The sequence below is a fragment of the Levilactobacillus tujiorum genome (genome assembly GCF_012641185.1).
Lineage (GTDB): Bacteria > Bacillota > Bacilli > Lactobacillales > Lactobacillaceae > Levilactobacillus > Levilactobacillus tujiorum.
This window is the reverse complement of record NZ_JAAXLK010000009.1, coordinates 81,164-103,128: the sequence shown is the minus strand read 5'-3', so window position 1 is coordinate 103,128 and position 21,965 is coordinate 81,164. Positions and strand designations below refer to the sequence as shown.

Annotated in this window: 15 protein-coding genes and 1 pseudogene; 13 read left to right on the top strand and 3 right to left on the bottom strand. The window is 49.9% G+C overall.

The window, feature by feature from the left end; translation table 11 throughout:
• Positions 1-93 precede the first annotated feature (93 nt).
• The 9 genes from HF569_RS06110 to HF569_RS06070 all read left to right on the top strand — a co-directional run bounded on the left by HF569_RS06110 (position 94) and on the right by HF569_RS06070 (position 13,734).
• Positions 94-1,041, top strand: a complete 948-nt coding sequence (locus HF569_RS06110; RefSeq protein ID WP_232842579.1) for a phosphate/phosphite/phosphonate ABC transporter substrate-binding protein — start codon at positions 94-96, stop codon at positions 1,039-1,041.
• A gap of 80 nt (positions 1,042-1,121) precedes the next feature.
• Positions 1,122-1,877: a phosphonate ABC transporter ATP-binding protein gene (gene phnC, locus HF569_RS06105; RefSeq protein ID WP_168901718.1), complete on the top strand. Its 756-nt coding sequence runs from the start codon at positions 1,122-1,124 to the stop codon at positions 1,875-1,877.
• 15 nt (positions 1,878-1,892) lie between these two features.
• Complete coding sequence (gene phnE / locus HF569_RS06100; protein ID WP_168901717.1) at positions 1,893-2,684, top strand: phosphonate ABC transporter, permease protein PhnE; 792 nt, start codon at positions 1,893-1,895, stop codon at positions 2,682-2,684.
• 2 nt (positions 2,685-2,686) lie between these two features.
• A complete protein-coding gene (phnE, locus tag HF569_RS06095) occupies positions 2,687-3,499 on the top strand; it encodes a phosphonate ABC transporter, permease protein PhnE (RefSeq protein WP_168901725.1) in 813 nt (270 codons plus the stop codon).
• Positions 3,499-5,058: a bifunctional metallophosphatase/5'-nucleotidase gene (locus HF569_RS06090; protein WP_168901716.1), complete on the top strand. Its 1,560-nt coding sequence runs from the start codon at positions 3,499-3,501 to the stop codon at positions 5,056-5,058. The genes phnE (HF569_RS06095) and HF569_RS06090 overlap by 1 nt, the downstream gene beginning before the upstream one ends.
• Before the next feature lie 288 nt (positions 5,059-5,346).
• Entirely contained in the window at positions 5,347-8,100 is a 2,754-nt protein-coding gene (locus HF569_RS06085) for an HAD-IC family P-type ATPase (protein WP_168901715.1), read from the top strand.
• Positions 8,101-8,632: 532 nt separating this feature from the next.
• On the top strand, positions 8,633-10,819 hold the full coding sequence (locus HF569_RS06080) for a lectin-like domain-containing protein (protein WP_168901714.1): 2,187 nt from the start codon (positions 8,633-8,635) through the stop codon (positions 10,817-10,819).
• Positions 10,820-11,239: 420 nt separating this feature from the next.
• Positions 11,240-12,658: a C69 family dipeptidase gene (locus HF569_RS06075; RefSeq protein WP_168901713.1), complete on the top strand. Its 1,419-nt coding sequence runs from the start codon at positions 11,240-11,242 to the stop codon at positions 12,656-12,658.
• Positions 12,659-12,735: 77 nt separating this feature from the next.
• Positions 12,736-13,734: a GW dipeptide domain-containing protein gene (locus tag HF569_RS06070; protein ID WP_168901712.1), complete on the top strand. Its 999-nt coding sequence runs from the start codon at positions 12,736-12,738 to the stop codon at positions 13,732-13,734.
• 70 nt (positions 13,735-13,804) lie between these two features.
• On the opposite strand, the gene HF569_RS06065 is transcribed toward HF569_RS06070, so the two are convergent.
• Positions 13,805-14,374 (bottom strand): sugar O-acetyltransferase, encoded by a 570-nt coding sequence (locus tag HF569_RS06065; RefSeq protein ID WP_168901711.1) that lies wholly within the window; start codon positions 14,372-14,374, stop codon positions 13,805-13,807.
• 529 nt (positions 14,375-14,903) lie between these two features.
• Between HF569_RS06065 and HF569_RS06060 the strand changes: the two genes are divergently transcribed.
• Both HF569_RS06060 and HF569_RS06055 read left to right on the top strand, forming a co-directional pair.
• Positions 14,904-15,839 carry a DMT family transporter gene (locus HF569_RS06060; RefSeq protein ID WP_168901710.1) on the top strand — a complete coding sequence of 312 codons (936 nt, stop codon included), beginning with the start codon at positions 14,904-14,906 and terminating at the stop codon, positions 15,837-15,839.
• Positions 15,840-16,084: 245 nt separating this feature from the next.
• A complete protein-coding gene (locus tag HF569_RS06055) occupies positions 16,085-16,732 on the top strand; it encodes a FusB/FusC family EF-G-binding protein (protein WP_168901709.1) in 648 nt (215 codons plus the stop codon).
• Between the two features lie 422 nt (positions 16,733-17,154).
• Here the strand turns inward: HF569_RS06055 and HF569_RS06050 are convergent, their stop codons facing one another.
• Together HF569_RS06050 and HF569_RS06045 are read right to left on the bottom strand one after the other, a co-directional pair.
• On the bottom strand, positions 17,155-19,194 hold the full coding sequence (locus HF569_RS06050; RefSeq protein ID WP_408610787.1) for a heavy metal translocating P-type ATPase: 2,040 nt from the start codon (positions 19,192-19,194) through the stop codon (positions 17,155-17,157).
• 101 nt (positions 19,195-19,295) lie between these two features.
• On the bottom strand, positions 19,296-19,736 hold the full coding sequence (locus tag HF569_RS06045; protein ID WP_168901708.1) for a CopY/TcrY family copper transport repressor: 441 nt from the start codon (positions 19,734-19,736) through the stop codon (positions 19,296-19,298).
• Positions 19,737-19,966: 230 nt separating this feature from the next.
• On the opposite strand from HF569_RS06045, the gene HF569_RS06040 reads away from it, so the two are divergent.
• Both HF569_RS06040 and HF569_RS06035 read left to right on the top strand, forming a co-directional pair.
• Entirely contained in the window at positions 19,967-21,226 is a 1,260-nt protein-coding gene (locus HF569_RS06040; RefSeq protein ID WP_168901707.1) for a D-alanyl-D-alanine carboxypeptidase family protein, read from the top strand.
• A 46-nt stretch (positions 21,227-21,272) separates the two neighbouring features.
• Positions 21,273-21,557, top strand: a pseudogene (locus HF569_RS06035) (MFS transporter); the annotation flags it as partial.
• Positions 21,558-21,965 lie beyond the last annotated feature (408 nt).

The window sequence follows — 21,965 nt, the reverse complement described above, 5'->3', positions numbered from 1 at the left end:
CTGATTTTTCAGAAAATGATTGTAAAAGTTCACGTCTTTGCTAGAATGATAAGTGATCCAGAGGGATTATGACATCATTAAGGAGTGAGCTAGATGCACCTGAGCAAAAAGGTAAAGTGGCTTTTAGTTTTCACAGCACTATTGGTTTTACCAGCGACGTTAGCTGGTTGTGGGAAGACGACAGCGTCTACATCGGGATCTAAGGGCTATGCCCCCAAGAAGTTGACGGTGGAGTTTGTTCCATCGTCTAATGCGGGTACGATTGAGGCAAAGGCTAAACCGCTGGAGGGCTTGCTGAAGAAGCAATTAGGCATCCCCGTCAAGGTTAGTGTGTCGACCGACTACAATACCATTGTTGAGGCAATGGGGTCGAAGAAAGTCGATGTGGGCTTCCTGCCACCTGATGCCTATGTTCTGGCGCACAAGCAGTATCACGACAAAGTCTTACTCCAAGCCCAACGCTTTGGTGTTATTGAACCGGGAGACAAGGCGAGTGACAAACTGGTCAACTTCTATCGGTCCCAAATCTTGGTACGTAAGGATAGCGGCATCAAGTCGATTAAGGACCTGAAGGGTAAGAAGATTGCCGTTCAAGATACGACCTCGACTGCCGGCTGGATTTATCCTGCAGTGGAGATGTTAGATCACGGGGTCAACATCAATAAATCGGGGATTCAGACGGTCACGGTCAAGGGGCACGACCAAGGGGTACTTTCGGTTTACAACAAGAACACCGACGCCGCGTTTGTCTTCCAAGGCGCTCGTAACCTGGTGAAGAAGGACCAAAAGGATATCATGAGTCAGGTCGTCCCAATCTACACGACAGGCAAGATCCCTAACGATACCATTACCGTTCGTGGTGACATGACGGGTAAGTGGCAGAAGAAGATTGCCACGGCGTTTAAGCAGATTGCGAAGACCAAGGAAGGCCATGCGATCATTTCAAGTGTTTATTCACATGAAGGATACACGGATTCCCAAGACAGCAACTTTAACATTATTCGTCAATATGACAAGAAGGCCAAGGGTCTCGATAAATAAATGATTTGATGCAATGAGCTGAGCAGCAGGGGAGCGATGGACGTGACGCCCTTGCTGCTCTTTTTACTAGGGGGATCGACATGGTACAAGAGACACCAATTATTTCATTTAAGAATGTGAATAAGGTCTACGATAACGGGACGGTGGGCCTGAAAGATATCAATTTTGACATTCCGCGCGGTCAGTTTCTCGTGGTCGTTGGCCTGTCCGGGGCAGGAAAAAGTACGTTGCTGCGGACGATCAACCGCATGCATGAGATTACGTCCGGTGAGATTCGAGTTGAAGATGAAGCGATTGATCGGTATAAGGGCCGGTCGTTGCGGTTCCTACGCCGAAAGATTGGCATGATTTTCCAAAATTTCAACTTGGTGAATCGGTCAAGCGTGGAACGCAACGTCCTATCGGGTCGGGTGAGCTATTACCCAACTTGGAAGAGTCTCTTGGGCCTCTTTAGTGCCACGGATAAGCAAAATGCGGTTCAAGCGTTACAACGGGTCAGTCTAGCGGAGAAATTATACACGCGGGCAGATGAATTGTCGGGTGGTCAGCAGCAGCGGGTAGCCATTGCGCGGACACTCATGCAGAACCCCAAAATTATTTTGGCGGATGAACCCATCGCGTCTCTCGATCCATTGACGACCAAGACGGTCATGGATATTTTGAAACGCTTGAATCAAGAGGATGGCATTACGGTGATTGTGAACCTGCATTCCGTCGCCTTAGCTCGTGAATATGCCGACCGCATTGTGGGCTTACGGGCGGGTGAGGTGGTGTATGATGAGCCGATTGCGGCGGTGACGGCGACCGATCTTAACCGCGTCTATCAGGAAGTTTAAGGGGGGGAGATGAGGATGACAAGTCAAGCGCCACACCAACCTTGGCTGCAACGATGGCATGTGAAGCCGATTGGTTGGACAATCTTGTTGGTCGTATTGCTGGTGGCGTCGTCACGGATGACCGGCGTCGACGTGGGGATGTTTTTGAGCAATCTAGATCAATTTACAGCGTTACTAACGCGACTGTCGCAACCGGCTTGGGACTATTTGCCGGTGATTATGCGGCCACTCTACGAGACCATCCAAATGGCAATTTTAGGGACCACCATTGGCGCGGCCCTGGCCCTTCCCTTTGCGCTATTGGCAGCGGGAAACCTCGTCCACAATCGCTGGTTGCGGAGCGGTATTCGTTTTTGGTTAGACCTGGTCCGAACGTTACCTGACTTACTGTTAGCGGCCATCTTCGTCGCCATTTTTGGGATTGGATCGACTGCTGGGGTGGTGACCCTCGCCATCTTCTCATTCGGGATGGTCTCTAAGCTGTTTTACGAAGTGATTGAGACCATTGATATGGGGCCGCTGGAAGCCTTGGAGTCGGTCGGGGCCGGTAAACTAACCGTGATTTGGTATGCGGTCTTGCCACAGATCCTGAATCAATTCGTCAGTTACTTTCTCTATACTTTAGAGATTAACGTCCGCGCTTCAACGGTGCTAGGGTACTTGGGTGCGGGCGGAATCGGCGTCTTCTTACAACGATCTCTCAACGAATTTAATTATAGTCAAACCGCCGTGATTATTTTGGCCACGCTCGTCGTCGTAATGGTGATTGACGGGATTAGTAATCATTTAAGGAGGGTATTACTTTAATGATGCAAACGACAATTTCTAAGCAATCGCTACCGCTGGTGATTTGGCGGCGGTGGCACTGGCTGCTGTGGGTGGTAGCCGTTGCCGTGATTTATACGTGGGCGGTTACGGGCCTGCATTTCACCGGCCTACAGGAATCCGCTGCGTCGGTGTCGCAATCAATTGTGCACGGTTTGGTGCAGCCGGATTGGGCGTACGTGTATAACGGTAGTGGCGAAGACCTGGTATCGTTAGTCTTACAGACGTTAGCGATCGCCTTTCTGGGGACCTTTATTTCTGCATTAATCAGTGTGCCCTTTGCATTCTGGGCCGCACGGGGTGGTCGTGAATGGCTACACCTGCGCTCCGGCAGTGGCAAGATTATCCTCACGTTAATTCGGACATTTCCAGAGATTGTGTTAGCTATTATGTTTATCAAAGCGGTAGGCCCTGGGTCATATGCGGGGGTGCTGGCCGTGAGCATCCACTCGATTGGGATGCTCGGCAAGCTCTTTAGTGAAGCAATTGAAAATATGGATCGCGGTGCTGACGAGGCCATTATGAGTGCTGGTGGGAATAGCGGTCAGATCTTCGTGTTAGCGACGCTCCCCACAATTTTACCGGAGTTTATCTCGTATACCCTGTACCGCTTTGAAATTGCGGTTCGTTCAGCCTCGATTCTGGGGATGGTAGGTGCCGGCGGAATTGGGACGCCCATGATCTTTGCCATTCAAACGCGCAACTGGCCGCGAGTGGGTATCATTCTCTTAGGTATCGTTCTGATGGTGTTAGTTATTGATACGTTGTCAGAACAATTACGAAAGAGGTTAGTCTAATGGTAAAAATTAAAATCCTGTCGACTAGTGATATCCATGGCTACATTTATCCCACCAAATATCTAAGTACCGCTGACCAGCAACCTTTGGGACTCTTGAAGGCGGCGACGATCATTGATGATATTCAGCGTAGTTCGCTGCCGGATGAAGTCGTCGTGACGATTGAGAATGGGGACTGGATTCAGGGATCGCCATTTGCGACGTATTTGGCGAAACACCCTGCTGAGCCCAGTGAATACTTGACGCAGTTGACGACAACCTTACACTATGATGCCGGTGTATTGGGCAACCATGAGTTTAACTATGGCTTAGACTACTTGCGGATGGCGGAAAGCGATCGGGATTATCCGTTGCTGGGGGCCAACATTAATGGTGGGGAGACGCAAGGTATCATTGACGCCCCGTACACCATTCTGGAGCGACAAGGAATTCGAATTGCAATTTTAGGCCTCACGACGGCATATGTGCCGACGTGGGAAACGGCGGACCATTTGACCGGCCTAACCTTTGATTCGGCGGTAACCGCAGCTAAGAAATGGGTGCCGCGGTTACGACAGCAGGCTGACGTGGTGGTCGTGGCCTATCACGGGGGCTTCGAGGCCGACCCAGCCAGCGGCGTTTCGACTGAGCGTGCGACGGGGGAAAATGAAGGCTATCAATTACTAACAGCTGTTCCGGGGATTGATGCGCTGATTACGGGCCATCAACATCGGCAATTAGCGGACGTCTATCAGGGAATTCCGACCACGCAGCCCGGCGAAAAAGGCGTTGCTGTGGGGCTGATTGAACTCACGTTAGATAAGGACAAACGGGTGATTAATCGAGATGCCCGGTTGCTTTCTACGGCAGCGGCGCAACCGGCAAAGTGGTTGGCGTCGTTGACTGATACGACGGAAGCCCGGGTCCAGCAATGGCTCGATCAACCGATTGGACAATTGACCGGAGCGAGCCTGACCGTCACGGACCCCATGGTCGCCCGGCTTCAGGGCCATCCCTACCTGCAATTGGTCAATGACGTTGAGATGGCGGTGGGGCAGACTGACGTGGCAGTCACAAGTCTCTTCAATGATGGGGTGCGTGGCTTGAGCCAGCAGCCAACGGTGCGACAATTGTTGAATAGCTACGGTTATCCCAATACCCTAGTGGTTGAGCGCTTGTCTGGACAGAACATTCGCTTGGCCTTGGAGCGCTGTGCCAGCTTCTTTGATCGCCAGGCCGATGGCACAGTCACGGTCAATCCGGCATTTATGCAACCCAAGCAGCAGCTGTATAACTATGACCTATACAGTGGATTGGACTATACGTTTGATTTGCGACAGCCGGTGGGCCAACGGGTGGTGCGGCTCAATTATCATGGGATGCCAGTCCAACCCGATCAGCTGCTGGAAGTGGCAGTTAACCAGTACCGTGGCAATGGTGGCGGGGAGTATCCAATGTTTAACGCCAGTAAGATTGTCCGTGAAATCAACATTGATCTTCCGGAACTGATTATGGCGTATCTGGAAGCCCACCCGGCCATTGAGGGCCACCAGCCGACTAATTTTAAAGTGCTCGTCTAACTTAAAGAAACGCACCGCTGCTTCGGCTTGAAGTTCAGCGGTGCGTTTTGTGCTGTCGTCCCCAACTGATAGATAACATGTCGAGTGGTTGCTACCTTTAAAGAACAATGCCATATATTAAATTTACATTGCAATCGACTGAAAGAGATGCAATTTTCATGAAAACTTGGTAAAATAAATTAACCAAAAATTAGACTTGGAGGTGGACGCCTTGCACTACCGGAATATTGCATTGCCAATTCCTGACCGTTAAAATTTTGCACATCTAGAAAGGATGACTATTAATATATGGCACAAGATCCAGAAGCAACTGTCACACCAACAACTGAAGTAACAGAGAATCCAGAACCTGGGCCCAGTCAGCAGCCACCAATTTGGCAGCAAACGACTGAGTCCTTACTTGTCGATTACGCCACGGATAGAGATGAAGGGCTAAGTACCGGGGAGGCGCAACAACGCCTACGGACTAATGGCCCCAATGAACTGACGGCTAAGAAACAGTCGAACCTGATTCGCTTTTTGAAGCAATTCAACAACAGTATCATCTATATTCTGGCGGGCGCCGCCTTGCTCACCTTTTTCATGCACCATTACTCCGACTCGATCGTTATTGGGTTAGTGATCATCGCGAACGCTTTTATCGGTTACTTTCAGGAAAAATCCGCAGATAATGCCTTGGATCGAATCAAAGCATTGTTGGTTAATGAGGCCGTGGTCATTCGTGATGGCCAAAAGGTTACCCTCCCAGCACGTGAGCTGGTGACGGGGGATATTGTGCAACTAGAGGCTGGTGATACAGTGCCGGCGGACTTGCGGTTGATCGACGCGGATAATTTAAAGATTCAAGAATCGGCGTTAACCGGTGAGACCGATTCCGTCTTAAAGGGAGAAGATCCCTTACCAGAAGCGGAGTTACCGTTGGCTGAACGGGCCAACCAGGCCTTTGCCTCAACGGCGGTCACGAATGGTTCCGGGCGGGGAATTGTTACCGTAACGGGGACCGATACTGAGATTGGGCATATTCAACAGAACGTGGCGGAAGTGAAACAACAACGGACGCCATTGATGAAGAACCTGAATAGTCTTGGTTTGGGACTGTCGATCGCCATTCTAGTGGTGGCAGTGCTGTTATTTATCCTTGGGATGATCACGCACGTCTACAGTTTGCCAACCTTGCTGATTGCGGTCATTACGATGGTGGTCGGGTCCATGCCAGAAGGGCTGCCGGCTAGTACGTCAGTGGTCTTAGCCATGGGGACGCAAGCGATGACTAAGCAAAATGTGATCGTGAAGACGTTGCCCGCCGTGGAAACACTGGGTGCCGTGGATATCGTGAACACCGATAAGACCGGTACGCTGACGAAGAATGAAATGACGGTCACGGACGTTTTGACGGCGGCGGATACCTATACCGTTTCTGGTATCGGGTACGATGCGGCTGGTCAGATTGAAAACGACGACGGTCAAACGATTCCTTGGCAGCAGGATCGCGATCTAGAATGGTTGGTTCAAATTGCGGGGCAAACCTCTGATGCTGAATTCCACCAGGAGGATGGTCAGTGGGTCTTGACCGGTGAGCCAACCGATGGGGCGCTGACCGCGCTTTACCATAAGTTGGTCGGTCAAGATCCAGCGCCGCAAGAGATTGATTCACTACCGTTTGATTCTGCGATTCGTTACTCTGCGCGACTCGTCGACTTTGAAGGACAACGGGTGCTGCTAGTAAAGGGGGCACCGCAAACGCTGATGAAGCTGATGGCTGATCAAGGCCAGGCAGTTGATCAAGCGGCTTGGCAAAGTCGGTTGTCCCAGCTGACGCAGCAAGGAAAACGGGTGGTGGCTTTGGGTTATCAACCGGTCGCCGCTGATGTCACGGATGTTGCTGACGTTGTGATTGGTCAAGCGTTCCATTTGGCCGGGATGGCCGGAATCATTGACCCACCGCGTCCTGGTGTTGCGGATGCCGTTAAGCAGTTACGTTATGCCGGAATTAAAGTCAAGATGATCACCGGGGATGACCCGGAGACCGCGGCGGCGATCGCCCAACAGTTAAACTTATCTGAAAAGGCGCGGGCGATTACGGGCCCTGAACTGGCGCAATTGAGCGACGAAGAACTTGCCGCTAAGATTGACCAGTACACGGTATTTGCCCGGACCACGCCAGCGGACAAGTTACGAATTGTGAAGGCGCAACAGCAACGTGGTCACGTGGTTTCGATGACGGGTGATGGGGTCAATGATGCTCCAGCCTTGAAGCAAGCCGACATTGGGGTGGCCATGGGAATTCGGGGAACCGATGTTGCCAAGGATTCCGCCGATATGGTGTTGGCCGATGATGATTTCACGTCAATCTTGCGGGCGGTAAGAGAAGGCCGTCACGTCTTTGACAATATTCGTAAAACGATTCGTTTCCTGTTACCTACGAGTTTTGCCGAAGGGTTGATCGTGGTACTCAGTATCCTGATGGATCAGCCGTTACCCCTGTTCCCAACGCAGTTATTGTGGATCAACATGGTGTCGGCCTTGACCATCCAGTTCGCGTTCATCTTTGAACCGGCTGAGAGTGGTATCATGAAAAGAGGACCACGAGACGTCACGCGGGGTATTCTTTCTAAGCTAGATATCTTTGAAGTGACTTACGTGTCGTTACTGATTTCTGGATTGGGAATGTTTGCGTACGACTTATTGACCAATCAAGGACTGAACGCCGTGATTGGCAGTACGATGACGCTAAACGTGATTATATTCGGGAAGGTCTTCTACCTGTTCAACCTGCAAAATGACCATCCGGTGTTGTCAAAGTACTTCTTTAGAAATAAGATGAGCTTTGTCATTGTGGCAATCCTGTTGGTTCTACAAGCCGGAATTATTTACTGGCCGGCGATGCAAAGTGTGTTCCACACAACCTCCGTAAACTTCTACTACGGTTGGTGGATTCCAATTGTGGCTGGGTTTGTGGTCCTTGTGGTGACTGAAATTGCGAAGGCCATTCGGCACCGCATTGATAATCAAACGGTGGCTCGCGAACAGCGAAACTTCTAAAATTTCATATTCTTAACAATAGCCTCTTCAGGATTAGTCCTGGGGAGGTTATTTTAATTAGGAGCCATTTCAATGTGGGGAGGTATTCACGGCGCTAAATCCGGCTAAATTGGTCGTACTCTGACTGGGGAATTTTACTACGATAATAGCTGAGAGGTGTGGACACTCAGCGTTTTTAACCCAACTGATAACAGCTGCTGAAGAACACCATGTTAGCCGTGAGTGAATCAAATTTGAGCTCAGCCGTGGGATTTACCAAATGGTTCTTTTGGTAAATGGCGACTTTGAGACGTGATCTTTCGGCTCAAAGCGAGGTTCGAGACCGCGCTGTGGCTCGAGCCGTCCTCCCCACAGCGATCCAGCTCAAATTTGACGAACGGTAAGGCGAAAAAACGTCCATGAGAAACCGCTTTTATAATAGTTGTTGTATATAACTATTTATATGTAAAATTTCCATTGACTAGTAATAGTTTACATCTGTATAATTCTAGCTGTAAGGTTGCTATTGGACAAGTTTTGGGAGGGACAGTGGATGAAATGGTGGATTGCTGGGATTATTTGTGGCCTGAGTTTGCTGATGATGGGGGCTCAGGCCCAAACCGCAGCTGCAATGACGCTTGATGCGGATGGCGTTAATGCGGTGAATACGGCACCTCCAGGGGTGTCGCTAGATGGTATGTTTACTATGGGCGATGGTGATAATTTTACGAAGATTATTGATTCCAAGACGGTACCGAAGTCGATTGCGTTGATTACGCGTGATAGCACTGATTCTCGCGATGTCCAATCTGGTGCGGTATGGTCGACGGCAACGTGGTCTCCCCAAAACAAGAACCCGCTTGAAACGCCCCGCATGGATAACCGGTTCAACCTCATGCAGGATGAAAACATCTCATTATGGTTGTATTTTGGCAATAAACATGCGGCCGCGGCAGAAGGGATGGCCTTCGTGTTCCAAAATGAGGGTTCGGACGTGGTCGGTTCAGGATATCAATCGCTTGGTGTCTGGGGTAATGATCGAAATGCACTGAACGGAACGATCGCATTTTCGGCAGTTCAGAAGAGTTGGGCGTTAGAGTTCGATACCCATCCCAATATTTCAACAATTCCTGGCGCAGGGGATGGCTTTGATACCGATGGGGTGGTTAGAGACGGTATGCATATCGCCAGTGGCTATCCTGCTGACAAGTCCAGCTATACGAATCATGGGGAATACAGTTCGGTTAACCACGTTCAACCTAAGCGGGTTGCGGATATGGCAGATGGACAGTGGCACCATTTGGGACTTCATTGGAACGTTGAGCATAAAACCATGAGCTACGTTTTTAATGACCGGGATCCCAAGACGAATGAACCTCGGACTAGCATGGATATTGTGGCGGACACGATTCCCATTGATTTAGACGAGTTAGGGGTAAGTGCGGCGCAAAAATATGCCTACTGGGGTGTTACCGGGTCGACAGGGAACGGAAAGGTTAGTGAAAATGGTTTAGTGGTAGTTGATGGTGCCGACAGTTTAGGACGGATCGATGCCCACGCCAAACTATTAGACAGTCATAACCGTGAAATTTCAGCGGGTACGACGATCAGCCCCGGTGAAAAGGTAACGTATCAATATACGTTCGATTACGATACTAAGAACAGTCGCTCCGAGGTCAAACCGTTGAATATGACGATTCCGCTTCCGGCCCAGCTCCAGTGGTTGAGTGGTGGGGTCAGTTATAACGGTGACTCGATCAGTGAACCCTTTACGCAAGCAGAACTCGCTCAACCGGAGATCAAGAAGACTTGGCAGAAGAATATGAATCAAGATAATTCGAAAGTCACGGTATCCGTCACGGGGGTCGCGCCTAAGGTTAGTCACAAGACCTTGGTCAGCGATACCGATAGCTTCTTCTACGGGACCAGTTTCCAGACGAAGTTGCCATTACCGAGCTACTATATTCGTGGGGATGTTGCGCTGAAGCTGGCTAACTTGGGCGCCTCAACCTATCAGCTGGCGCATAACGACACGGCGACGATTAAAGGGCGCCTAACGAATAACGGTGAGGCATTTACTAGTGACGAATTGGCTGATTACAAACTGGTCGCCAAGATTGACGGTAAGCCAGTTTCGATGGCGGAGTTGGCGGGAACCCAGGTCGCTGGTGAACCGAGTGGGACCTTTCAGCTGACGGTAAAACCCAGTCAATTGGTCGAAGGAGAAAATACGTTGACCTTACAGGCCACGGATCAAGCTGGTCAGTTGACCTCGAATAAGGTCACGATCCAGTTAGTGCGGGCACCGGGATCGGTTTATTTTACGCAGTTACCTAAGGATGCAACATTTAGGAAAACGCGGTTGACCGGAGGCGTCCTGCAAATTAAGCGCAATAATGGCTGGCAGTTGGGCGTCAGAGACGATCGGGCGGTTGGTCAAAGCTGGCGGGTAGATGTGGCCCTTGAGCAACCATTTATCAATAGTAAGAGTGGCGCACAGCTACGCGGTAATTTACTCTTTTCACAGAAAAGCACGCGTGCCAGTAACCGTAGTCGTGCGATTGTTGACGCCAATGGAGTGCCAGTGGTTCCTAAACATGTGACGCAAGTACCGGACGAGGAAACGGATATTGCGGGGCAGTGGGACGATCAATCGGGACCATCACTCGAAGTGGCGGGGGATGCAGTCGCGGGAGACTATGCTGGTCAACTGGTTTGGAAGCTGATTGATGCGCCTTAGAGGGCCTGAGACGAGGTAATTGCACTAAAGTTGTCAGAGAATCACACGTTTTACAGATTTAAAGTAAGCAGCACGACTAGGGCTTTGAATCTTAACGGAGCGATCGACAAAAGCGTTGCGGGTGCCGAGCCTAGTAGTAGGCTCATCCGGATCGACATAACAGTGGAGCCTGAGACAGGTTTGTTTCAGGCTCTTTGACGTGGACCGCACCTACCATTCAGCGGGCTGGGAAAAATTAGCGAGGGTTTTTGATCGTAATTACCCAGGGAAGTGCGTATAATAACCGATAATTCAAGGTATAACACTTAAATCATATAATGGTGTTGATCATAATTTGATGGCAGTGATAATTATTTTGCAAAAAGCCTAGCCCTTAGCACCTGATAATTCTATACTGGTAAGCAAAGGAGGCGGAACACTGTGAAGAAAAGTTCCGATTGTACCGAGATTTTAGTGGGTAAAGCCGCCAGTATGGATGGTTCCACGATTGTTGCGCGTAACGAGGATGGCTATGGGCCAATTAACCCCATCAAGTTTGTGGTGCATCCCGCCACGGACCAAAAACAGGCTGAATTTACGTCAGTTGTGACTGGCGTTAACGTCTCCCTGCCGGACCACGCTTACCGCTACACGGGCACTCCGCAGGCTGATCAAAGTGACGGCCAATACGAAGAAGCTGGGATTAATGAATTTAACGTGGGGATGAGTGCGACTGAGACCACGGCGACCAATGCGCGCGTGCTCGGCTACGACCCACTGGTTAATGATGGGATCAATGAAGAGGCCATGATCACGCTGGTCTTACCTTACGTCAAGACTGCCAAGGAAGGGGCCCAACGGTTGGGTGCCTTGTTGGAAAAGTATGGGACGGGCGAAAGCAACAGTATTGCCTTTAATGACCGTGATGAAATCTGGTATTTGGAAACGGCCGGTGGACACCACTGGGCAGCTATGCGCTTGCCAGAAGATAGTTACGCGATTGCCCCTAACCAGACGTTAATGCAAGAGATTAACTTGAACGATCATGATAACTTCTTAGTGGCGACGGACCTGGTTGACTTTGTGGCTAAGTATCACTTGAATCCGACGCCCGGCACCTTTAACTTCCGTGAGATCTTTGGGACTCACGGTGAAGATGACGCGTACTACAACACGCCACGGACTTGGTACGGGCAGAAACTCTTTAACCCAGAAATTACGGATCAGCAGCCGACCGATCAGGACATGCCATTTACCCGGCAACCTAGCAAGAAGATTGCCATTGAAGATGTAGAATTCTTCTTGTCTTCTCACTACAACGGGACGCCGTACGATCCATTTGGCACGTTTGCGTCGGGATCGGCCGATGATCAGAAGAAGTACCGGCCAATCGCAATGGACCGCAACCAGTGTTCCTCAATTCTACAGATTAGAAATGATGTTGATCCTGATCATGCGGCTATTCAGTGGATTGCCATGGGCTTCTTCGCCTATGCACCTTACGTGCCGTTCTTCACCAACATCAAGGACACGCCGGAAGACTATAAGAACACGACTACCGAGGTTTCCGTGGACAACGTTTACTGGTTAAACAAGACCTTGTCCGTGTTGATTGAACCTCACTTCCATGAGTTTGTGGAAACGGTGAATGCCTTTCGTGAGGGGTGTCAATCCTATGGCCGCGCACGTGTAGCCGCCACGGATGCTGCTATCAAGGGTGATGCGCCGGACTTCCTCACGACGAGCAATGCCGAAACCGCGGGGGAAGTTTCCCGGCGGACGCACGCTTTGTTCAATGATTTGGTCAAACAGGGCTTGTTGTTATCCAAGACGGCTTGGGAAAAGGGTCAGAATTTGTAAGACAGACGGTTCGTCCAGACCGCGGTTAATTTGAAGAAAGAGTAAGTTGAGGACAGAAAAAACGAGGAGGGTCAATCATGAAATGGATCAAGCTTGCCGTAGCTGGTGGCCTGGGCTTGGCTTTGTGGGGTGGCGTTACGACCGCCCACGCAGCTAAGCGGGTGACACTGCCAGCGTATCCGCAACAACGGATTTTTACGTTTAAGGCTAAGGGAACGAAGGTTTACAGTTATCCCCGGGCTGCTTATGCTCATAGCAAGGTTTTGGGGACCGCACAGAGCAAGCAGAAATTGTGGACGGTCGACAAGGTGGTTAAGATTAAGGGTCGGCGTTACGTGCGGCTGAATCTGACCACCCGGACGCCGTTGCAGCACGGGACGGTGATTGCTTCGCGTAAGGCGGTCAATACCAAATTGGTTGGCGGCTACGTGGCCCTTAGCCAGTTAAAGGCGCATCCGCAAATTAGTCGACTAAAGACGCTAAAGAAGACGGCCTATTGGACCACTACTACGACTCACGATTTTTGGAATATGCCTGCGGGAACGCTAGGAACGACGGCAGCGGTGCATTACGGCACCACGTATGGTTACAGGACCCTGTACGCGATCCAGTCGCTGACGACTAAAACTAAGAAGCAGTATCTGTACTTGGAAACGGCGACGGGTAAAGCGATTGGTTGGTTGCCGGCCAATGCTGTGGTGAAGGGAACTTACCCTAACATCGTCAAGCGCGAGCTCACACGCGGTGGGCTGACGGCAAACAAGACGGTAGCCACCCTAGATTCTGGCGCGCACATCAAGATTGGGATTGCGATGCGTGGCGGTCAGATTCAGCGTGTGGTCCTGCTAAAACAAAATGCACAAACGCTGATTTACGATTATCAGGATGGTCAAGCGGTGCGCAAGACCACGCGCAGCGCTACGGGTAAACAACTAAGTAGCCAGTCCATCACACCAGTTAAAACGTTGAAATTTAAGCTAGTCGCAGAATTCGATATTCACGGGGCAACTTATGCCGGTACGATCACGCCGGCGGGGAAGATTGAGATCCCCGTTCACTCGGCTTGGATTGCCTAAGCCTGGCTAAAATAAAGGATCAGTTGGAAATTTCCGACTGATCCTTTTGTTTTTTCAGATGATTTTTCAGTTAGTCGGTGACAGGAACATTCTTGCGGATAACGCGTGCTGGATTTCCGGCAAGCACCACGTTATCACCGAAGGACTTGGTAACCGTGGAATTAGCGCCGACTACGACGTTGTTTCCTAGGGTCACCCCGGGCAGGATGACGGCGCCACCGCCGATCCAAACGTGATCGCCAATGGTCACGGGCTTACCCAGACCGGTAAACGCGTCACGGGCTGCCGGATCAAGTGGATGGTAGGCCGAGTAGATCTGAACGTGGGGTGCCATCATGCAGTGGTCACCAATGGTTACTGGTGCCACGTCTAAGATGACATTGTCATAGTTACAGATGAAGTAGTCGCCAACATGGATGTTGTAGCCAAAGTCACAACGAAAGTTAGGCTGTACCCAGGGGCTCTTGCCGACTGAGCCAAAGAGCTGGCGGATGACGTGTTCTTTTTCAGTTGAAGCGGTGTCGTCCAGTTCGTTCATGATCTTGCAGAGCCGTCGCGCCTTGGTCTCTTCTGCCGCAAGTTCTGGGTCCATGATATTGTAAGGTTCACCAGCGAGAAATTTTTCTTTTTCCGTTTTCATGATGATGGGTCCCTCCGAGTCTTTTTGCCCATTGTAGCACAGAAAAACGGATTTGTACGGACTAATTGTAAGCGCAAACATTTATCTGTAACGAAATCGCATCACGGTGCGATCACTATGGGGCGTAAAAGTTCGTGCGTAAATCAATGTTGGGTTTTAATTTACTCGCTAAGCTAACCGAATGATGTGGCGAGGTTTCCGGAAGGCAATGGCCTAAAATAACTACCAAAGCTACGGGAAGACGATTCCCGAGGTTTGTTCTCAGCTTAAAATTAAGGACGGATAATGTCAGGCGACTACCATCATTTTCGCTAGTGACTGTTCGTTGCTGGGCGTAATGGGCTTTCGTGTAAGCGGAAGCCTATTTGCGTGGCTTAAATTAAAGCGATTACAAAAATTAATCCTATCAATAATGGATAAAATTGAAAAGTAACTTTGCTATAATAATCAGTGCTGAGTAATTTTAAGTGATAAGAGGGACTGAGAAAATGAAGAGTTTAAGTTTGGCAATTCAAGGGGAGGGACTACGATGACGCAACAGCACCGTTTACGCGGTATCTTTTTGGCTAGTGTGGCCGCTATGCTGTGGGGAATCTCGGGTGTAGCCGCCAGTTCACTATTTACCCTTAATTCGCGGGTCACTGCGCTGTGGTTATCGGAGATCAGAATGATTAGTGCCGGGTTAATTCTTCTCATCATCGCGCGCATTGTGGGAGCCCAGCCGTTAAAGATTTGGCGCCAAAAACCAACGGCTATCCGGATTGTCAGCTATGGTTTGTTGGGAATGATTCCGGTTCAACTGTGCTATTTTGAAGCGGTAAAATACGGCAATGCACCGATTGCTACTATTATTCAATTTTTAGGACCGTTCATCATTAGCTTGTATTTCCTGTTCTTTAAACGGATCACCCCGACACGTCCCGAGGCCGTGGGGATGATTATGGCCTTCTTTGGCACGCTGCTGATTGTGACGCACGGGCACTTGAATAGTTTAGCTATTTCCCCAGTCGTTCTCTTCTGGGGAGGCTTATCGGCGATTGGTGTGGCAACGAACACGCTGATACCGCGGCCCTTGTTGCCTAAGTTTGGCGCACTGTCAGTGACCGGCTGGGGACTGTTGGTGGCCGGTATTTTCTTAAATATTTTTGGGCCCTTTTGGCAAGTAACGGTTCACGTTGACGGGCCGGAAATTGGGCTATTGATATACATCATTATTTTTGGAACGGTTATTCCGTTTCTGATGTTTGCGCACGCTTTAGCGGATATTTTGCCGACGACGGCGAGTCTATTGGATGCGTTCGAACCGCTGGCGGCCACCGTCTTTTCCGTCACCTTTTTGAATGTTCAACTGACTAGTTACGATTTCTTTGGTGGCGCGCTGATCATTCTGGCGGTCATGGTGCTCTCGTTGAACGGGCACAAGATGCTTCACTTTTTACGGCATTTGGGGATGAGCGAAAATTGAGTGAACGCTTGACTAGTTGCCAGCGATAAAGCGGCATGGTTTAATGATTGATCATTTTTAGCTTGCGCTCCGTAAATTGTTTCGCTATACTGGTATGCAATCCAGCCATTTGACTGGATGCAAGGAGATGATTGACGATGATGGCGTCGTTATTTGTACAGAAGAGTGTTGGCTGTTAGCGACACTTTTCTGCAAAACCCTTTCAGAGAAGTGTCTGGTTTAAATCTGAAAGGAAGAAACAATTTATGGAACCAACAATCACCGCTTACGAATATAGTGACATCACGCAACAGGTCAATGCTTTAGTCAGTGCTTATCTGTCTGTGAACGATAAACGCATGCGTCGCGTGGTGCGCGATACCACGATTGAAAGGATTTCTGCTTATTTACCAGCAGACAATCCAATTGTTGAGGAATTCTTGTTACGGTTACAACCTGATCGGCTCACCCGTGAGGCTGCGGCCAAGCTCTTGCCAACCCTCGAGCCGTTAGTCGTGCCGTTTCCTAGCTTGAGTCAAAAGCAACTCAGCAAGCTGTTTCGTAAAGTGAAGAAGTTGAAGCAACCTGAGTGGGCGGATTTGGATTTACACGAATTAACCTACCTGGGTTGGAATGATGGCGGTAACCAGAAAAAATATCTGGTCGCACCGTATCATGATCGGTTGATTGGCATTCAGGGCGACATGGGGCCGAAGACGGTCAAGGGCGTTTGTGCAATTTGCCAAACGATTGGCAACGTCTCACTGTTCGTGTCGACGACCAAGCGGTCCGGGCTGGGGACGTTTACCCGTAATGGAAATTACATCTGCCGCGACAGTGCGCAGTGTAACCGTCAACTGACGGACCCGCAACCACTCGCTGATTTTATCGAGACCGTCCATGCTAAACGTTAGAATACAAAAAGTACCACGCCGATTACTCATTGGCGTGGTACTTTTACATTCTTAAGTTGTGGTGGTCTTTCCGCCTTGTCGTTCGCCAACTTTGAGCTGGATCGCTGTGGGAAGGACGGTTCGAGCCGAAAAATACGTCTCAGAGGCGCCATTTACCAAGAAAGTCACTTGGCAAATCCCACGGCTGAGCTCAAATTTGGCTCACTCACGGCTACAGTGGTGTTTAGGACTAGACACAGTTGTGCTCAATCGCATGGAAAATGCTAAGTAGTCACATTTTCTCAACTACTGTCATGGTAGAACACAACCAGAGCCGGAGTGCGATCAGTTTAGTCTAAGTTAATGGTACGAGTACCAATATTGGTAACTGGGTAGGCATTTTACCTTCCACTCCTTAGCTCTAAAGGGGAAGGATCAGCGAATTAGGCAACGTTCTTAATTTTAAGCGTCATCGCGTTAATCGCCACAATCACCGTACTGAGGGACATGACGATCGCTCCTACCATGGGATCGAGCATGAAGCCAATTGGTGCGAGAACCCCAGCGGCTAAAGGAATCGCGATTAAGTTGTAGCCAGCTCCCCACCAGAGGTTTTCGGTCATCTTACGGTGGGTTGCTCGAGCCAAGTCTAAGAACTGAATGACATCGGCAGGATCGCTAGAAACCAGGATGATGTCGGCCGATTCGATCGCAACATCCGTACCAGAACCAATGGCCATCCCAATGTCGGCCCGGGCCAAGCTAGGGGCATCGTTGACCCCATCCCCAATGAAGAGGACCTTGCCCGTCTTTTGGTATTGTTGGACCAAACGTTCCTTGTCTTCAGGTAGTAAGCGTGCTTGAACGTCGTCAATTCCGACCGCTGCGGCAACCTTAGCGGCAGTTTCTTGGTTATCACCCGTCAACATAACTGGCGTGATGCCTTGCTTCTTCAAGGAAGCGACTAATTTGGCCGCGGCTGGCTTAATCTGATCACCCTGAGCAACAAGACCCAGCACCTGATCGTCAGCGACGAGGTAACTGATAGAGTTCCCTTCACCAGCCAGGCGCGTGAATTGATCGTGATCGTAAGCTAACTGATGTTGGTCGAGATAATTAACGGAAACGACGCCATAGGTTGTACCGGCGATGGTTCCAAATTGTCCCAGACCAGTCTCTTGGTGAGTATCTTCTGCTGGCGTTAACGATAACTGTTGGGCCTTAGCAGCCGTGAGAATACCCGTTGCCAGTGGGTGACTCGAACCATTCTCTAAGCTAGCCATCAAGCCGAGCACGTCAGCTTCAGTATGAGTGGCGTCTAAGCTGACCAAGTGGTTAACTTTAAATTCACCCATGGTCAACGTCCCCGTCTTGTCCATGAGGGCGTACTTCAATTGGTTGACCTGTTCCATGGCCGTACGGTTACGGATTAACAGGCCATTTTGAGCAGCCAAAGCCGTACTCCGGGAGACAACTAATGGGACTGCCAAGCCTAAAGCGTGCGGGCAGGCAATGACGAAGACGGCGACGGCAACTGGCAATGCGACAGCTAAATTAGCCACGGTTAACCAGACGATGAAGGCTAGAATACCAGTGAAGAGGGCGGCATAGAACAGCCAGCCGGCCACGCGATCAGCCAAGTTTTCTGACTTGGATTTAGCGTTCTTGGCATCCTTGATGAGGGCCATGACTTGGGCTAAATAACCAGAATCACCGGTCCCCGTTACTTTAGCGGTAAAGGTGCCGGTTCCATTGACAGATCCACCGATCACAGCGTCACCAGCGGACTTACGAACTGCCTTGGATTCACCAGTCACCAGCGATTCGTTAATGTCGGAACTCCCGCTAACAATCGTTGCATCGGCAGGAATCTGTTCTCCAGCGCGGATGGATACGGTCTGGCCAACTTGTAGGTCGCTCAATTTAACGTCCGTGACTTGACCTTGGTCGTCGACGACGTGGGCTTCTTGAGGCAGTAATTGACCCAACGCATCCACGGCAGAACCGGCATTCATGACGGTATTCATTTCAATCCAGTGCCCCAACAGCATGATAACAATCAGCGTCGACAATTCCCAGAAGAAATTATTGACGGTGGGGGTGACGTGGAATAAATTGTTGGCGATAACGGCGTAAATACTGTAAATGTAGGCCACGCCCACCCCCATGCTAATCAGCGTCATCATGGCTGGTTGCTTCATTTGAATTTCAGCTTTGGCACCGCTGAAGAATGGGGCACCGCCGTAGATGAAGAGAATCGTTCCTAGAATGGCGACAATCCAGTCGCTCCCAGGGAAGACGAGTTGGAAAGGCAACGTCATTCCCATCATTGGTGACATCAGAATAACGGGAATCGTGAGAATTAAGGACACCCAGAATTTACGTTTCAGGTTGCCCATATGCATCATGTGGCCGTCCCCCATATCCATGTCCATATCATTCATATCCATATGGCTCATGTCGTGGTGGTCCATATGACTCATATTCATTTCATCGTGGGACATTTGACTGTGATCCATTCCTTTCATATCGTGTTGCATGTTCATGTGAGTCATGCCTAAGTGGCGTTCAGATTCTTTCATAATTAGCAACTCCCTTCGTAACCCTCAGGCAGGCAGTCACAGGCGACTGTGGCTGGTGCTGTGGGTAATTTTGCTTGTAAATGATCAATTAATTCTTGGATGTCAGCTTGACTGAGCTCGGTTTGGTCGAGGGCGTGGACGAAAGCTTGGCCCCGACACATCGCACACATCTGGTCGAGCTGATCGGTCAGAGCGTTATCCATGGCCGTCTGCTCGGCAATGAGCGGTGTATAGATAAATTGGCGGCCACTCTTAGTGGTGGCTAGGGCACCTTTCTTAACGAGGCGGCCAATCAAGGTCTTAATGGTGGCCGCCTTCCAATCATGTTGTTGACCGACGACGTCAATAATCGTATGACTGTCGGCTTTTTCCAGGGTCCAGACAACCCGCATGACACACCACTCGGCGTTGGTAATGGTTTCGGTGATATCAGTAGTTGGCATGTTGCGTCACTCCTTTTCGTTTACAACTGTAATTTAATTGATGAATAGAGTTTACATCTGTAATCGTAAGCTGTCAAGAAAAAGTTATCCTACGCGTTTAAAAGACAGTCCGGTTACAAATTCAATAATAAGAAATTAAAATTTACGCAAGATTCACCCGAACCATAGTTTTGGCTGGTACACTTTGTATAATTGAAAGATAATTAGTAATGAAGGGAGCTTGTGTGCTCGTGGTTCTTTTAAAACATTGGCTACGCACCATTGCTATGGTCGGGATCATTGCGGCCATCCTTGCACCGGGGACAGCCCAGGCGGCGACTAAGACCGTCAGTAAGGTACCAGCCCGCGCGGCTTACGTGATGGACGCTAATAGCGGTCAGGTACTTTATCAGCAAAATGCTGACAAACGATATCCAATTGCATCACTATCCAAACTATTAACGGTTTATTTAACCGTCAACGCCATCAATGAAGGTAAGATTAGTTGGGATGATGAAGTGACCATGCCACAGAATTTGATTAAATTAAGTCATAGTTATGCGTACTCGTCCTTACGAATGAAAGCAGGCGAGAAATTTACGGTGCGGCAACTCGTGACCGCAGCGATGGTCGCCTCATCTAATAGTGCGGCGACTGAATTAGGCGAGATTGTTGCTGGCAGTAATGCTAAATTCATCGCGTTGATGAACCAGCAGAGTGAGGAGTGGGGCTTGGAAGCTCATTTCATCAGTTCTTCGGGGCTCGATAATTCCGATCTGAAGGACTACAATCTCGTGTTGCCGGATACGGGAAAAGATGAACAGAACCTGGTCTCAGCTAAGGCAATCACCAAGGTTGCCCAGCAACTGCTGAAGGCTGATCCACAGATTACAGACATTGCCAGCAAGACGGAAGCCAGCATCAACGGCACTAAAATCTTTAATGAAAATAGTTGTCTACCGGGGAAGCCGCAGTATAAGAAAGAAAGCGGCATTGACGGCCTCAAGACGGGGTATACCGAGAATGCCAAGCTGTGTTTTACGGCGACCTACACGGTGGATGGTCAACGGATGGTAGCGACGATCGTGGGTGGCGACACCACTTTTTCAGCGATGAATAAGCTGATTAAGGAGTTAAAGCAGAAATATCGGTTGGAAACCACCCCGCTGACGGAGCAACGGATCTCGTTAGCAAATGGTCTAGCTACTACGGTGGCAGCCACGCCAGTTACCTCGCAGGCCGGGGTCTGGTATCAGGAACAGGCGGCTAACCTGACGACTAAGGTCAGCACCAAGCTTACGCCCACGCAATTGAGTACGGGGATGGTGGACGCCGGTGATCCAGTGGCCGAAGCAGTCGTCACCGATACGCAGACGGGCGCGCGCCAACAAGTGATGTACCGAGCTCAACGGACGACGACGCTGTTTGCGGATCGGGTCGTTTTCGCGGCCAAGCACAACGTGGATCGCTTGTTAGTGGCGTTGCGTCAACCCGTTAAAAGTTTGTTTTAAAGGCTAAACTAACTCTTTAGCCTCGTTCAGAAACTGGATGATGTGGACGTTTACCCGTAAGATTGCCCAAGCGATCGCCGGTGGTTTCGGTGGGTTCATGTTGACCTTCATCGGTTACAAGTCTTCCACTGGTGGTGGTGCTGAACAGACCTCCACGGTTATCAACCACATTTACACCTTGGCAACTGGTGTGCCAACCTTCTGTCTGTTATTGGCCGGCTTGGTCTTACTGTTCTTCTACCCATTGAGTAAGAAGCGCGTGAACGCCAACGCTGCCAAATTAGCTGAAATTCACTCTGAAAACGCTGAAGAAGAGGAAGAAGCTAAGTAAACTGACACTGAAAAATTGAATCTACGTTCAAAGGAGCCGCTGCGGCCATCCAATTGGATGATTGCAGCGGCTCCTTTATGTTGTCGTTAGGTACGGTGGCTTCGCGATGCCACCTGCACGGCTAAATTAGTCGTATTGGTAGTTCTAGCTAAAGGTAGTCTTTGAACGCCAAGCTACCCTTAAACACCTGGATTAACAATAACAGTGTCTATTCAGTCGTGGAGTGGCAACTCTTCTGTAGCCGTTAGTGAGTCAAATTTGAGCTCAGCCGTGGGATTTACCAAGCGTTTCTCTTGGTAAATGGCGTCTTTGAGACGTGATTTTTCGGCTCAAAGCGAGGTTCGAGACCGCTCTATGGCTCGAGCCGTCCTGCCCACAGCGTTCCAGCTCAAATTTGGCGAACGGTAA

What these genes read in the sequence shown, in the direction of transcription:
- HF569_RS06110 (WP_232842579.1), top strand. Translation starts at nt 94, where the DNA reads ATGCACCTGAGCAAAAAGGTAAAGTGGCTTTTAGTTTTCACAGCACTA.
- phnC (WP_168901718.1), top strand. Translation starts at nt 1,122, where the DNA reads ATGGTACAAGAGACACCAATTATTTCATTTAAGAATGTGAATAAGGTC.
- phnE (WP_168901717.1), top strand. Translation starts at nt 1,893, where the DNA reads ATGACAAGTCAAGCGCCACACCAACCTTGGCTGCAACGATGGCATGTG.
- phnE (WP_168901725.1), top strand. Translation starts at nt 2,687, where the DNA reads ATGCAAACGACAATTTCTAAGCAATCGCTACCGCTGGTGATTTGGCGG.
- HF569_RS06090 (WP_168901716.1), top strand. Translation starts at nt 3,499, where the DNA reads ATGGTAAAAATTAAAATCCTGTCGACTAGTGATATCCATGGCTACATT.
- HF569_RS06085 (WP_168901715.1), top strand. Translation starts at nt 5,347, where the DNA reads ATGGCACAAGATCCAGAAGCAACTGTCACACCAACAACTGAAGTAACA.
- HF569_RS06080 (WP_168901714.1), top strand. Translation starts at nt 8,633, where the DNA reads ATGAAATGGTGGATTGCTGGGATTATTTGTGGCCTGAGTTTGCTGATG.
- HF569_RS06070 (WP_168901712.1), top strand. Translation starts at nt 12,736, where the DNA reads ATGAAATGGATCAAGCTTGCCGTAGCTGGTGGCCTGGGCTTGGCTTTG.
- HF569_RS06065 (WP_168901711.1), bottom strand. Translation starts at nt 14,374, where the DNA reads ATGAAAACGGAAAAAGAAAAATTTCTCGCTGGTGAACCTTACAATATC.
- HF569_RS06060 (WP_168901710.1), top strand. Translation starts at nt 14,904, where the DNA reads ATGACGCAACAGCACCGTTTACGCGGTATCTTTTTGGCTAGTGTGGCC.
- HF569_RS06055 (WP_168901709.1), top strand. Translation starts at nt 16,085, where the DNA reads ATGGAACCAACAATCACCGCTTACGAATATAGTGACATCACGCAACAG.
- HF569_RS06050 (WP_408610787.1), bottom strand. Translation starts at nt 19,194, where the DNA reads ATGAGTCATATGGACCACCACGACATGAGCCATATGGATATGAATGAT.
- HF569_RS06045 (WP_168901708.1), bottom strand. Translation starts at nt 19,736, where the DNA reads ATGCCAACTACTGATATCACCGAAACCATTACCAACGCCGAGTGGTGT.